The organism is Streptomyces sp. rh34 (assembly GCF_002551245.1).
GTDB lineage: Bacteria > Actinomycetota > Actinomycetes > Streptomycetales > Streptomycetaceae > Streptomyces.
The window spans coordinates 1-12,658 of record NZ_NTGZ01000007.1 but is presented as its reverse complement, the minus strand read 5'-3'; the positions used below and the strand labels follow the sequence as shown (position 1 = coordinate 12,658).

The window sequence follows — 12,658 nt, the reverse complement described above, 5'->3', positions numbered from 1 at the left end:
GAGGAGGGGCGGTACGGGCGTCGGGCCCGTACCGCCCCCTTTTCCTGTCGCCACCCGCAACCTCCGCCTGCCCCCGGCGCACTGGAAGGGTGAGACGGTCCGCCTCCGCGGGCCGGGAGCGGGGAGAGAAGGGGGCGGGAATGCGGATTCCGGAGAGGGGCCCAGATGCGGGCCTATGACGACGCGGCACTGCACGACTTCGTGGAGGGCAGACGCACCGCGCTGTTCCGCAGCGCCTATCTGCTCTGCGGCGACCGGCACGAGGCCGAGGACCTCGTCCAGAGCACCCTGGTCAAGGTCGTCCTCGGCGGCCGGCGGCACGGACGGCTCGACAACATCGAGGCGTACGCCCGTAAGACGCTGGTCAACACGTTCATCGCGAGCCGCCGGCGGTTCTGGCGGCGGGAGCGGGCGTACGGCGAACTGCCCGACCGCCCGGGGAACGCGGCCGACACGGACACCGGCCTGGTCGTCAGAGAGGCGCTCGCCCGGCTCACGGCCAGACAGCGGGCGGTGCTGGTGCTCCGCTACTGGGAGGACCTGAGCGTGGAGGCCACGGCCGAGGCACTCGGGATGCGGACGAACACGGTCAAGAGCCTCACGGCTCGGGGCCTGGCGGCGCTGCGCGCCGGGATGGCGGAGGAATTGGTATGAACGACGTGCGTGAACTGCTCGTCCGCGCCGCCGAGGGAGCGGGGAAGCCCGCGTTCTCCGCGGGGGCCGTGTACGCGAAGGCCGCCCGGATCCGCAGGCGCCGCCGCGCCGCCGCTTCCGCCGCCGTCCTCGCGGTGGTCGCCGCCGGGGCGTTCGCCCTGCCCCGGACGGGCGGCGACGAGGACCCCGCGCGCACCTCGGTGGCGTCGGCCGGGCCGTCCGCCTCCCCGACGTCGTCGGCATCGGCTTCGGCTTCGGCTCCCGCGTCGGCCAGGGCCGAACGGCTGGCCGCGCTCCTGCCCGCGGATGTGGGGGAGATCGAAGAGGTCTCGCTCGCCGTGCTCATCAAGAAGGCGACGCCCGAACAGGCGCGGACCACCTACCTCGGCCCGCTGGACGGGCACTACGCGTTCCGCCGGGACGGCGGTGTGGGCTACCTGGTGCTCGCCCTGGAGGACCGGGCGGCGGTGGAGAAGAAGACGGGCCGCCCGGCCGATCCGGACGAGGACCTCTGCGTCCTGGTGGGCCAGCAGCCGTCCCGTTCGGACTGTGAGCGGGAGGTGCTCCCCGACGGCCGGGCCCTGACGACGTGGCACGACACGATGGACGTCGAGGGCGAGGACAGCGTGGACTGGGGGCCCGAGCTGGTCGGCCGGCTCATCCAGCGGGACGGCTCGCAGTTCCTCGTACGCTCCAGCACCGGCTTCGAGGGTTCCGGCACCCAGGGGCCGCTGCTGTCGGAGCCTCCGCTCTCCCGGCAGCAGATGAAGGAGCTGCTCACCGGCACCGAGGTGCTGCCGAAGGGCTGAGGGCGCGGCGCGCACGCGGGGGAGCCCGGCGGGCGCCCGGACGCGCGGGAGGGCGGTACGGACCACGGTCCGCACCGCCCTCCCGTACGCGGGCCTACAGCACCTTGGACAGGAACGACTTCGTCCGGTCGTGCTGCGGGTCGGTCAGCACGTCACGCGGGTGGCCCGACTCGACCACCACGCCGTCGTCCATGAAGACCAGCGCGTCTCCCACCTCGCGGGCGAAGCCCATCTCGTGGGTGACGACGATCATCGTCATGCCGTCCTCGGCCAGGCCGCGCATGACGTCCAGGACGTCGCCGACCAGCTCCGGGTCGAGTGCGGACGTCGGCTCGTCGAAGAGCATCAGCTTCGGCTCCATCGCCAGCGCGCGGGCGATGGCCACGCGCTGCTGCTGCCCGCCGGACAGCTGGGTGGGGTAGTTCCCCGCCTTGTCGGAGAGGCCCACCCGGTCCAGCAGCTTCTCGGCGCGGGCCCGGGCCACGGCCTTGGACTCGCCCTTGACCTGGACCGGGGCCTCCATGACGTTCTCGATGGCCGTCATGTGCGGGAACAGGTTGAAGCGCTGGAAGACCATGCCGATGTCGCGCCGCTGGAGGGCGACCTCGCTGTCCTTCAGCTCGTAGAGCTTGTCGCCCTTCTGCCGGTAGCCGACCAGCTCGCCGTCGACCGAGAGCCGGCCGGCGTTGACCTTCTCCAGGTGGTTGATGCACCGCAGGAAGGTCGACTTGCCGGAGCCGGACGGGCCGATCAGGCAGAACACCTCACGCGGGGCGACCTCCAGGTCGATGCCCTTGAGGATGTGGGCCGCGCCGAAGGACTTGTGGACGCCCTCGGCCTTCACCATGGGGGTGGTCATGCGGAGACACCTCCGGAGGGCCGGTTGCTGAACGCGGCGAGGTTGGTCTTGACGCGCTGCAGCGGCGTCAGCGGCAGCGAGCGCAGCGAGCCGCGGGCGAAGCGGCGCTCCAGGTAGTACTGGCCGACGCTGAACACGCTGGTCATCACGATGTACCAGATGGACGCGACGAACAGCATCTCCATCACCGCGTACGACGTGGAGCCGATCTGCGAGGTGGAGCGGAGCAGTTCGTTGTACGTGACCGCGTACACCAGCGACGAGGTCTTCAGCATGTTGATGAACTCGTTGCCGGTCGGCGGGATGATCACTCGCAGCGCCTGCGGGAGGACCACGCGGCGCATGGTCTTCGCCTGGGTCATGCCCAGCGCGTGCGAGGCCTCGGTCTGGCCCTCGTCGACCGACTGGATGCCGGCCCGGCAGATCTCCGCCATGTAGGCGGCCTCGTTCAGCGCGAGCCCCAGCAGGGCGCACATGAACGGGGTCATGACGTCCGTCATCTCGTCCTTGTAGATGAACGGGATGTTCAGGACCGGGAAGATCAGCGCCAGGTTGAACCAGAGCAGCAGCTGTACGTAGACCGGGGTGCCCCGGAAGAACCAGATGTACAGCCAGGCCACCCAGCTGGTGACCGGGTTCTTCGACAGCCGCATCACGGCCAGCACGACGCCGAGGATCACGCCGAGCACCATCGCGAGGACGCTGATCAGCAGGGTGCGGCCCGCACCGGCGACGACCGTGCTGTCGAACAGCTTGTCGCCCACGGCGTGCCACTGGATGTTGCCCTGCGAGAAGGCGTACCCGAGGGCGACGAGGAGGCCGATGACCACGACGCCGCTGATCCAGCGGCCGACGTGGCGGACCGGGATGGCCTTGATGTTCTCCGGGGCCGGGGTGGCGCCCTTGGAGACGGACACCGGGCCGGCCGGTGAACCGGCGGGTGTCTTGTCGAACTTGTCAGTCATGGTGACTGCCCTTCAGTGGAGCGTCCGGTCACTTGCCGCCGTTGATGGCGGCCTTGTCGATCGCTCCGGTGCCGGCGCCCCACTTGTCGAGCACCTTCTGGTAGGAACCGTCGGCGATGATCGCGTCGACGGCCTCCTTCAGGGCGTCGCGCAGCCCGGTGTTGTCCTTCTTGACGGCGATGCCGAACGGGCCGGCGTCGATCTGCTCGCCCACGACCTCGAACGCCTTGCCGCCGTCGGCCTTGCGGGCCAGGTCGACCGCGACCGGGTAGTCGTTGACGCCGGCGACCGCACCGCCGGACTTGACCCGGGTCTGCGCCTCGGTGTCGTTCTCGAACGACTCGATCTTGATGGCCTTCTCGCCACTCTCCGTACAGGCCTTCGACTGCGTCTTGAGGGCCTTCTCGTACGTGGTGCCGCGCTGCACGGCCGCGGCCTTCCCGCAGAGGTCCTCGATGGACTTGATGTTCTGCGGGTTGCCCTTCTTCGTGTACACGGCGGTACCGGCGAGGAAGTAGTCGACGAAGTCGACGCCCTCGCCCAGCTTCTTGCCCGACTCGTCCAGGCCCTCCTGGCGCTGCTTGTTGTCCGTGATCGACGACATCGCGATGTCGTGGCGTCCGCTGTTCAGGGCGGTGATCAGACCGTCGAAGGAACCGGAGGTGAACCTGAACTCCACCCCGAGCTGCTTGCCGAGGGCTGCGGCCAGATCGGGGTCGACGCCCACGATCTTTCCGTTCTCGACGGACTCCATCGGGGCGTATTCGGCATTCGTGCCGACCTTGATCACACCGGACTTCTGGTACTTCTCCGGCAGCTTCGAGAAGAGCGGCGCGCCGCTCTTGGTCTCCTTGCCGCTGCCTCCCTCCTGGGAGGAGCTGTCGGTCTGGTCGCCACAGGCGGTGAGCAGCAGGGAGCCGGCGACCGCGATGGCGCCGATCGCCGCAATCCGGGACTTCGCGGTCGTACGACGCGTGGTGCTTGCGGTCATGTCGGGATCCTCCGGCAGGTGAGGGTGAGGTGCTGGTGGGCGGCTTGGCACGCACCTTCGAGTGTCGCCACCTTGTGTGATGACGGCATCCTGCCATTTGGACTGGCCCATTCAGGGGTCCCGCCATGTCAAAATCGGATAACGGGCGACCCCCGAACATCAACGGCCGGTCCGCGAGGACCGGACCATCTGTGGGCATTCATTCCCTCTGCCGGAGAATCTTCGGCATGCCTCGACCAGTGGACGGCATTTATGCCGGTTTGCCGACTTGTCCAGATATTCGACTATGAGTCACGTCACCGCGTTGTTATGGACTCGTCCGTAACACCGTTCGTCCGGTAAGAAAGACGTTTACACCCCTCATCCGGGGCTCAGGGCGCGTGTGCGGCGCGCCCGCGCGTATGTACCACCAATCCCTGCCGGGACGGGCCGACCGCCCGGTGCGGGGCGCGTACGCGGTGCCCGCCCACCTCTCCTCAACCAGGAGTGGCCACCCTCAAACGATGAAGACTTAAGGGGTCAACACCATGGCAGCGGAGATCGTCAATCCTCGCAGCGACAGCACCACCGACAGCGGCATCCAGCGCACGAGCGCAGCGGACACCGGGGCCGACGAGCCCTTCGACGCGGCCTTCGCCCTCCACCGGGGCGGGAAGATGGCCGTGCAGTCCACCGTCCCGATCCGGGACAAGGACGACCTTTCCCTGGCGTACACGCCCGGCGTGGCGAAAGTGTGCAGCGCCATCGCCGACAACCCCGAGCTCGTCCACGACTACACCTGGAAGTCGCAGGTCGTGGCCGTCGTGACGGACGGCACCGCCGTGCTCGGTCTCGGCGACATCGGGCCCGAGGCGTCCCTCCCCGTCATGGAGGGCAAGGCCATCCTCTTCAAGCAGTTCGGCGGCGTCGACGCGGTGCCGATCGCTCTCGCGACCACCGACGCCGACGAGATCGTCGACACCGTCGTCCGGCTCGCCCCCTCGTTCGGCGGGGTGAACCTGGAGGACATCTCGGCGCCCCGGTGCTTCGAGATCGAGCGCAAGCTCCAGGAGCGCCTGGACATCCCGGTCTTCCACGACGACCAGCACGGCACCGCGGTCGTCACCCTCGCCGCCCTGCGCAACGCCGCGAAGCTCTCCGGGCGGACGCTGGGCGATCTGCGCGGCGTCATCTCCGGCGCCGGCGCGGCGGGCGTGGCCATCGCCAAGTTCCTGCTGGAGGCCGGGATCGGCGACGTCGCCGTGGCCGACCGCAAGGGCGTCGTCAGCCGCGACCGCGACGACCTCACCGAGGTCAAGCGCGAGCTGGCCGAGCTGACCAACCGGGCCGGCCTCTCCGGTTCGCTGGAGCAGGCGCTCGCCGGCGCGGACGTCTTCATCGGCGTCTCCGGCGGTACGGTCCCGGAGGCGGCGGTGGCCTCGATGGCCCCCGGCGCGTACGTCTTCGCGATGGCCAACCCGAACCCGGAGGTCCACCCGGAGGTCGCGCACAAGTACGCGGCGGTCGTGGCGACCGGGCGGTCCGACTTCCCGAACCAGATCAACAACGTGCTGGCGTTCCCGGGCATCTTCGCGGGCGCGCTCCAGGTCCGGGCCTCCCGGATCACCGAGGGCATGAAGATCGCCGCGGCGAACGCGTTGGCCGACGTGGTCGGCGACGAGCTGGCGGCGGACTACGTGATCCCGTCGCCGTTCGACGAGCGGGTCGCCCCGGCGGTCACCGCGGCGGTGGCGGCGGCGGCCCGTGCGGAGGGTGTGGCCCGGCGCTGATGCCGCGTCGAGCGGTTGGGGGTGGGCGGGGCCTGTACCGGTACGGGCCCCGCCCGCTCTCTGCCTGCGGGGCTCGCACCGCCGGCCGATGTGGTGGCCGGGCAGCGGGTGCCCGCACCTCAAGGCCTTGCGGCGGCTGAGCAGCGGAGGCCCGCATATCAAGCCCCTGCGGCGATTGAGCAGCGGGGGTCCGGGGGCGGAGCCCCCCGGGGCGCTGCCCCGGACCCCGCTCCTCAATCGCCGGAGAGGCTGGTGGTGCGGGCCCACCCCGCTTGGTGCGCGTCACACACGCAGGCGGTTACGCGGTCGCCCCGCCCCGCCTATCGTCGAGCCATGTTCGCCGCCTACGCAGCCCGCATCGATCCCGACCATCCCCTCGACGGCCTGGAGCTGGGTGACCGCCCGGCCCCCGAGGCGCGTCCCGGGTGGACCACCGTCACCGTCCGGGCAGCCTCCCTCAACCACCACGACCTCTGGTCCCTGCGGGGCGTGGGCCTCCCGCAGGACCGGCTGCCGATGATCCTGGGCTGCGACGCGGCCGGCGTCGACCAGGACGGCAACGAGGTCGTCCTGCACTCCGTCATCGGGCAGTCGGGGCACGGCGTCGGGCCGAAGGAGCCGCGCTCCATCCTCACCGAGCGTTATCAGGGCACCTTCGCCGAGCAGGTCACCGTCCCCACCTGGAACGTCCTGCCCAAGCCGAAGGAGCTCAGCTTCGAGGAGGCGGCCTGCCTGCCGACCGCCTGGCTCACCGCGTACCGGATGCTGTTCACCAACGCCGGGGTCCGGCCCGGCGACTCCGTGCTCGTCCAGGGCGCCGGCGGCGGGGTCGCCACCGCCGCGATCGCGCTCGGGAAGGCCGCCGGGCTGCGGGTCTTCGCCACCAGCCGGGACAAGGCCAAGCGTGAGCGGGCGGTCGAACTCGGCGCGCTGGAGGCGTACGAGCCCGGCGCCCGGCTGCCCCAGCGGGTGGACGCCGTCATCGAGACCGTGGGGGCCGCCACCTGGTCCCACTCCGTGAAGTCGCTGCGCCCCGGCGGCACCCTCGTCATCTCCGGGGCCACCAGCGGCGACCGGCCCGCCCACGCCGAGCTGACCCGGATCTTCTTCCTGGAGCTGAAGGTCGTCGGCTCCACCATGGGGTCCAAGGACGAGCTGGAGGACCTGCTCGCGTTCTGCGCGACCACCGGGGTCCGCCCGGTCATCGACGAGGTGCTGCCGCTGGACCGGGCCCGGGAGGGGTTCCGGCGGCTGGAGTCGGGCGACCTCTTCGGGAAGATCGTGCTGAACCCCACCAGCTGAAAGCGTTCGACGCCGCGCTCTTGATGGTTCGTCAGTTCTGCTGATGGGATCGGCCCATGCGAATGGGCAGAGCACTCATGGCAGTTGTCGTCGCGTCCGTGCTCGCGGCGGGGGCCCTCGCCCCCGCCGCCTCGGCGCGCCCCGCACCCGCACCCGTACAGGCCTCCGGGCACGGCATCCCGCCGCTGACCGACGGTCAGGGGCGCACCCTCACCCTGCGCGGCTGGAACGTCGAGGACAAGGCGAACCGCGGCGAGGCCGCCCTCACCGCCATCACCGAACGGCACTTCCGCGACCTGCGCGCGAACGGCTTCAACTTCGCCCGGCTGCTGGTCTTCTGGGACGATCTGGAGCCCCGGCGCGGCCAGTACAGCGAGCGCTACCTCCGGCGCATCGAACGCGTCCTGGACTGGGCGCGCAAGCATCGCGTCCACGTCCTCATCGACGCCCACCAGGACGTCTTCGGGCCCGCGTTCGGGCACCGGGGCATCCCCGCCTGGGCCACCAGGACCGACGGGCTGCCGTTCACCCCGAACCCCGACGACTGGTTCTCCGAGTATTTCCAGCCCGCCGTCCAGCGGGCCTTCACCCACCTCTACGAGGACCCCGACCTCCAGCGCGCCCAGGCCGCCGTGTGGCAGGTCCTCGCGACACGGTTCCGCGACCATCCGGCCGTCATCGGCTACGACCTGATCAACGAGCCGATGGGGGAGCTGCGTGAGGGCGAGGACCTGCCCACCGCCGCCCGCCGGATCGAGGCCCAGTACCTCACCCCGATGTACAACCGGCTCGCCCGCGCCGTCCGGGCGAAGGACCGCGACACCTGGCTCTTCGTCGAGCCGACCCCCATCGTCGGCGAGGGCGTCCCCACCGGGCTCGGCCGGATCGAGGACCGCCGGACCGTGTACGCCCCGCACTTCTACAACACCGCCATGGAGGCGGGTGCGGACTACGATCCCTCGGCCGGCTGGATCGAGGCGTACGAGGCCGCCGTCACCACGTACCCGGCCCGCCACCGGATGCCCGTGGTCGTCGGCGAATGGGGGCCCCTGAACAACGCCCTCCCCCACATGGGCCGCTTCTACCGCGAGGCCGTCGACTCCCTGAACCGCTACAGCTCCGGCTGGGCGGGGTACGTCTGGTGCTACGGCGGCGGCTACTGCGCGGTCGACGAGCACGGCCGCTTCCGTACGAACAAGGAGCGGACCGCCACCCCGTACGCCCCGGCCGTCGCGGGGACCGTCCGCTCGGAGACGTACGACGCGGACACCCGCTCCTACCGCCTCGCCTACCGTGCCGCCGCCCGCCCCGGAGCGACGGAGCTGTCCCTCCCGCCCTCGCCCCGGGGCTGGCGCGTCTCCGTCACCGGCCAGGGGCGCGTTGTCGGCGGTCCCGGCGAGCCGTCGCGCGGGAGGTGGCCAGTCGTACGGGCGTGGCCCGGGGCCGAGGTGGTGGTGACCGTGCGGGAAGGCGGCCCCGTAGGGACGAACTGACCACCCCTGAAGGGGCGCGACCCGGTCCGGATGCGCGCCCGGCCGACGGCGATGTCAACTTTGATTGACGGTGGAGTGATGTCAATGTAGGTTGACATCCATGACCGAAGCAACGGACCTGGCCGCACGCGCCGGTGACCGCGATCCGCGCGTCGGGCTGCGGGCGGTGGCCGCGCTGCGGCGGCTGCTGGAGCAGCTCGAAGCCGTACAAGTCAGAAGTGCCCGCGTCCAGGGCTGGTCGTGGCAGGAGATCGCCGCCGAGCTGGGCGTCAGCCGGCAGGCCGTGCACAAGAAGTACGGGAGGCGTTGATGTTCGAGCGATTCACCCGAGGGGCCCGCGCCACCGTGAAGGGCGCGGTGGGACAGGCCGAGCGCGGCGGGGCCGACTCGGTCACCGAGGAACACCTGCTGCTCGCCCTGCTGGAACAGGAGGGCGGCCGGGCCTCGTTCGCCGTCACCGCCCTCGGCCTCCGGGACCGCCGGGCCTCCCTGGAGGCTTCCTTCGCCGGGGCCCGCCGCCGTGGCGGCCTGACCAAGGCCGACACCGACGCCCTCGCCGGCATCGGGATCGATATCGGCGCGATCGTCTCCCGGGTCGAAGGGGCCCACGGCGAAGGAGCCCTGGCGACCGGCCGGGGCGGACACCGGTGGTGGTGGTCCGGGCACCGCCCCTTCACCCCGGGCGCGAAGACCGTCCTGGAGAAGTCGCTACGGGTCGCCCTGGGGCGCGGCGACCGGTTCATCGGCGAGGAGCACCTGCTCCTGGCCCTCACCGCGATGCCCGGAGTCGTCGCCGACGTCCTCGCCGAGCACGGTGCGACCTACGCGACCGTGCAGCGCGCGCTGTACGGCCCCGGCGCCGACGGGGGCCAGGGACAGGCCAAGGCCGGGTGAGCGTACGCACGGAGAGGCGGGCGCCCGGTTCCGGACGTCCGCCTCTCCGTCGGGCCCCGGCTCAGGCCTTCCCCTCGGCCTCCGTCGTCAGCAGCGCCTCGATCCGCGCCGTCGCCGCGCCCAGGTGGCGGCGGGCCTCCGCGAGCTGGGTCTCCGTCACTCCGTGATCGCGGGCCGCGTCCCGGATGCCGTCGCGGAAATGGTCCAGCAGGCGGTCCAGGTCACGTACCGGGTCGCCCGTGGCCGGCGCGTCCGCGCCCCAGTCGAAGCCGTCGTCGGGAACCGGGGCGGCCGGGGCGGCGTCCGGCTCGGGCTTGCCGAACGGGGGCCAGGCACCGGAGCGCGCGAAGCCGCCGAGCTGGCCGGTGATCTCCGCGAGGCCTTCCCGTACGCCGGAGGGCCAGTCGCCCCGCGCGAAGTGCTCCTGGACCTGGCGGGCGGCGGTCTGCATCTGCTCGCGCGCCTTCTCCTGGGCCTCCTTGGCCTGACGGCGGGCCTGCTGGGCGTCCTCGCGGGCGCGCCGGGACTCGTCCTTCGCCCGGCGTGCCTGCTCCTTCCACTCCTGACCGGCCCGGCGCAGCTCCTCCTTGGCCGTGCGCCACGCCTCGCTGTCGCCGAGGTCGCCCAGGCCGCCGAAGTCGCGGAAGTCACGGAAGTCACCGAAGGGGGAGGAAGGTTCGCCCTTTCCCCTGTCCTTGCCGCTTCCGGCCCCCGCCTTCGTGCCGTGCCGGGACTCCGACGCCGCCGCCCGCATGTCGCTGCGGAGCCGGCCCGCCGCGCCCCTCACGTCGTCGCGTATCTCGGCGGCCAGCTCGGAGACCGAGTCGCGGATCTCCAGCTCCAGGTCGGCCAGTTCGCCGCCGCGGCCCGCCAGCTCCTCGCGCCCAGCGTCGGTGATCGAGTAGACCTTGCGGCCGCCCTCGGTGGCGTGGGTGACCAGGCCCTCGGCCTCCAGTTTGGCCAGCCGCGGGTAGACCGTGCCGGCGGACGGGGCGTACAGGCCCTGGAAGCGCTCCTCCAACAGGCGAATGACCTCGTAGCCGTGGCGGGGAGCCTCGTCCAGGAGCTTGAGGAGGTACAGCCGCAGACGGCCGTGGGCGAATACGGGAGGCATGTCAGAGAACCTTTCCGGTCGGCTCGGTGGCGTACGCGTCGTCCTCGGCGGGCGGCCTGCGCAACAGGGCGATCGAACCGGACACGGTCGTCGCCCGCAGGGTCCCCGTCCCGGCGCCCAGCGTGCCGGTGATCTTCTTCGCCCCCCACTGCCCGCCGACCCGCAGGTCCTCGAAGGCGTTGGAGACGGCCCCGCTCGCGGTGTTCGCCTCGACCCTGGCGTCGGCCGGGTGCGGCAGCCGGATCGCGATCTCGCCGGACACGGTGGTCAGCCGGATGTCCGTGGGCTTCCCGGACGGGTCGACGTCCACCACCATGGCGCCGCTGACCGACTCGGCCCGGACCGAGGTCCCCGCGCCGTCGACCACCGTCAGATCGCCGGACACGGAGTGGAAGCGCAGGTCCCCCGTGACGCTCTGGGCCTCCAGGCTGCCCGACACGGACTCCCCGCGCACCGCGCCGGTCAGCCCGACGAGCGTGGAGTCCCCGGTGATGCCGCGGACCTCGGTGCGGCCGCTGATACCGGAGACGACGGCCCCGGCGCCGATCACGCCGACCTCGACCGAGGAAGCGGCCGGCACGACGAGCGTGACCACGGCGCTGCGGCGGCGGCCCTTGGGGTCGAACCAGCGCAGCAAGTCCTGCCAGGGCAGGTCCTCGTAGGCCACGGTGAGCCGGCCGTCCTCCTGGGTCACGATCAGCGGCGGGCCCTCGATCGCGGAGATCTCCAGCCGGGCGTCCGGCTCGTCGGTCCCGACCACGTTGACCGTGCCGTCGACGATGCGCACGTGGAGCGCCGCCACCGGATCCCCGAAGGCGAGCTTCCGCGGCTCGGCGATGGTCCATGTCGACACAGGCATGGATGTGACCTCCCGGAAAGCGTGGCAACGCAACATATCGCGTCTCGTCCAGAACACGATATATCGCGGATGGGTGAAGTCAAGGGGAGTCGGAGGAGGGTGGTGGGTGAGGTCGGGCGAGGTCAGGTGGTGCTGGCAGGGGGTAAATTGCACGCAGCAACGTCAAAAAGGGGCATATTGCCCTAGCGTGTGAGCCATGAACGCGACATCCACCGGGGCCCTCCTGCTGTGCCGGGCCGACCCCGAGACCGTACGGCCGCTCGCCCACCTGCTGCGCGAGCAGATGCTGCTGGCCCGGGCGGGCGAGGAGTGGAGCGTGCTCGTCCCGGAGGGGAAGCCCTGGCGGAGCGGGGGTGAGGGGAGGGGCCCGGAGCAGGAGGCCGAGCCGGTGGACCGGGTCCTCGGCGGCTGGGCCACCGCGCTCGCCGTCGGCTCCACCTGGCCGGTGCTCGCCCTGTGGTGGGACGCCGACCGGGCCGGGTTCACCCTCGCCGCCGGATTCCGCCGGCCCGTGGGCTACGTCTGGCTGACCGACGGCACCCCGGTGGGCGAGGGCGAGGCTCTGCGCACCTTCGCGCTCCGGCTCGGCCTCGACCCGGTGCTGGACGTACAGGCGCTGGAGGAGCTGACCCGCCCCGATCCGGACGGGGACGCGGACACCCGGCTGCGCGGACTGCTCGCCGTTCTCACCCGCACCGGACTGACCCTGCCCGCCGGGCTCTCACCGGGCGAGAGCGCGGACCGGCTGCGGAGCGTCGCGGCGGTACAGCGTGGGGTGGAACGCGTCGAGTGGGCCGGCTGGCGCGATGCCGTACGCGTGGAACTGGACGCGGTCGAGAGCAGCAGGATCGGCCCGTGGGTGCGCGGCCCCCGCGCCCGTGCCGTCGCCGCCGTCCAGCTCGCGGCCGGGCTCCCGCTCCTGCTGTGGGGCTGTCTCTTATACACATCT

The 12,658-nt window shown here is 71.6% G+C and carries 12 protein-coding genes and 1 pseudogene; 8 read left to right on the top strand and 5 right to left on the bottom strand.

Annotated elements, in window-relative coordinates; all coding sequences use genetic code 11:
• Positions 1–165: 165 nt before the first annotated feature.
• Complete coding sequence (locus CR470_RS03165; protein WP_097866050.1) at positions 166–654, top strand: SigE family RNA polymerase sigma factor; 489 nt, start codon at positions 166–168, stop codon at positions 652–654.
• Positions 651–1,463: a hypothetical protein gene (locus CR470_RS03160; RefSeq protein ID WP_097866049.1), complete on the top strand. Its 813-nt coding sequence runs from the start codon at positions 651–653 to the stop codon at positions 1,461–1,463. The genes CR470_RS03165 and CR470_RS03160 overlap by 4 nt, the downstream gene beginning before the upstream one ends.
• 94 nt (positions 1,464–1,557) lie before the next feature.
• On the opposite strand, the gene CR470_RS03155 is transcribed toward CR470_RS03160, so the two are convergent.
• From CR470_RS03155 to CR470_RS03145, 3 genes are read right to left on the bottom strand one after another with little or no spacing between them, the layout of a single operon-like run.
• Positions 1,558–2,322: an amino acid ABC transporter ATP-binding protein gene (locus CR470_RS03155; RefSeq protein WP_097866048.1), complete on the bottom strand. Its 765-nt coding sequence runs from the start codon at positions 2,320–2,322 to the stop codon at positions 1,558–1,560.
• Entirely contained in the window at positions 2,319–3,287 is a 969-nt protein-coding gene (locus tag CR470_RS03150; RefSeq protein WP_097866047.1) for an amino acid ABC transporter permease, read from the bottom strand. Before CR470_RS03150 ends, CR470_RS03155 begins: the two co-directional genes overlap by 4 nt.
• A gap of 28 nt (positions 3,288–3,315) precedes the next feature.
• Positions 3,316–4,278: an ABC transporter substrate-binding protein gene (locus tag CR470_RS03145; RefSeq protein ID WP_097866046.1), complete on the bottom strand. Its 963-nt coding sequence runs from the start codon at positions 4,276–4,278 to the stop codon at positions 3,316–3,318.
• Positions 4,279–4,805: 527 nt separating this feature from the next.
• Between CR470_RS03145 and CR470_RS03135 the strand changes: the two genes are divergently transcribed.
• The 5 genes and pseudogenes from CR470_RS03135 (at position 4,806) to CR470_RS03115 (ending at position 9,736) form a co-directional block, all read left to right on the top strand.
• Positions 4,806–6,047 carry an NAD(P)-dependent malic enzyme gene (locus CR470_RS03135; RefSeq protein ID WP_097866044.1) on the top strand — a complete coding sequence of 414 codons (1,242 nt, stop codon included), beginning with the start codon at positions 4,806–4,808 and terminating at the stop codon, positions 6,045–6,047.
• 333 nt (positions 6,048–6,380) lie between these two features.
• Entirely contained in the window at positions 6,381–7,349 is a 969-nt protein-coding gene (locus CR470_RS03130) for a zinc-binding dehydrogenase (RefSeq protein WP_097866043.1), read from the top strand.
• A gap of 77 nt (positions 7,350–7,426) precedes the next feature.
• Positions 7,427–8,852 (top strand): annotated as a pseudogene (locus tag CR470_RS03125) (cellulase family glycosylhydrolase).
• 90 nt (positions 8,853–8,942) lie between these two features.
• The gene (locus CR470_RS03120; RefSeq protein ID WP_006127526.1) at positions 8,943–9,152 is read left to right on the top strand and encodes a sigma factor-like helix-turn-helix DNA-binding protein; all 210 of its coding nucleotides are present in this window, start codon (positions 8,943–8,945) and stop codon (positions 9,150–9,152) included.
• A complete protein-coding gene (locus CR470_RS03115; RefSeq protein WP_097866042.1) occupies positions 9,152–9,736 on the top strand; it encodes a Clp protease N-terminal domain-containing protein in 585 nt (194 codons plus the stop codon). Before CR470_RS03120 ends, CR470_RS03115 begins: the two co-directional genes overlap by 1 nt.
• Positions 9,737–9,797: 61 nt before the next feature.
• Here CR470_RS03115 and CR470_RS03110 read toward each other — a convergent pair whose 3' ends face one another.
• The gene (locus tag CR470_RS03110; protein ID WP_097866041.1) at positions 9,798–10,850 is read right to left on the bottom strand and encodes a PadR family transcriptional regulator; all 1,053 of its coding nucleotides are present in this window, start codon (positions 10,848–10,850) and stop codon (positions 9,798–9,800) included.
• Position 10,851: 1 nt separating this feature from the next.
• Complete coding sequence (locus tag CR470_RS03105) at positions 10,852–11,709, bottom strand: DUF4097 family beta strand repeat-containing protein (RefSeq protein WP_097866040.1); 858 nt, start codon at positions 11,707–11,709, stop codon at positions 10,852–10,854.
• A 196-nt stretch (positions 11,710–11,905) separates the two neighbouring features.
• Between CR470_RS03105 and CR470_RS03100 the strand changes: the two genes are divergently transcribed.
• Positions 11,906–12,658: hypothetical protein (locus CR470_RS03100; RefSeq protein WP_107489439.1), on the top strand; the 753-nt coding region annotated here is incomplete at its 3' end.

Coding starts and splice junctions, on each gene's coding strand:
- CR470_RS03145 (WP_097866046.1), bottom strand. CDS start 4,278: ATGACCGCAAGCACCACGCGTCGTACGACCGCGAAGTCCCGGATTGCG.
- CR470_RS03165 (WP_097866050.1), top strand. CDS start 166: ATGCGGGCCTATGACGACGCGGCACTGCACGACTTCGTGGAGGGCAGA.
- CR470_RS03120 (WP_006127526.1), top strand. CDS start 8,943: ATGACCGAAGCAACGGACCTGGCCGCACGCGCCGGTGACCGCGATCCG.
- CR470_RS03155 (WP_097866048.1), bottom strand. CDS start 2,322: ATGACCACCCCCATGGTGAAGGCCGAGGGCGTCCACAAGTCCTTCGGC.
- CR470_RS03160 (WP_097866049.1), top strand. CDS start 651: ATGAACGACGTGCGTGAACTGCTCGTCCGCGCCGCCGAGGGAGCGGGG.
- CR470_RS03110 (WP_097866041.1), bottom strand. CDS start 10,850: ATGCCTCCCGTATTCGCCCACGGCCGTCTGCGGCTGTACCTCCTCAAG.
- CR470_RS03130 (WP_097866043.1), top strand. CDS start 6,381: ATGTTCGCCGCCTACGCAGCCCGCATCGATCCCGACCATCCCCTCGAC.
- CR470_RS03115 (WP_097866042.1), top strand. CDS start 9,152: ATGTTCGAGCGATTCACCCGAGGGGCCCGCGCCACCGTGAAGGGCGCG.
- CR470_RS03150 (WP_097866047.1), bottom strand. CDS start 3,287: ATGACTGACAAGTTCGACAAGACACCCGCCGGTTCACCGGCCGGCCCG.
- CR470_RS03105 (WP_097866040.1), bottom strand. CDS start 11,709: ATGCCTGTGTCGACATGGACCATCGCCGAGCCGCGGAAGCTCGCCTTC.
- CR470_RS03135 (WP_097866044.1), top strand. CDS start 4,806: ATGGCAGCGGAGATCGTCAATCCTCGCAGCGACAGCACCACCGACAGC.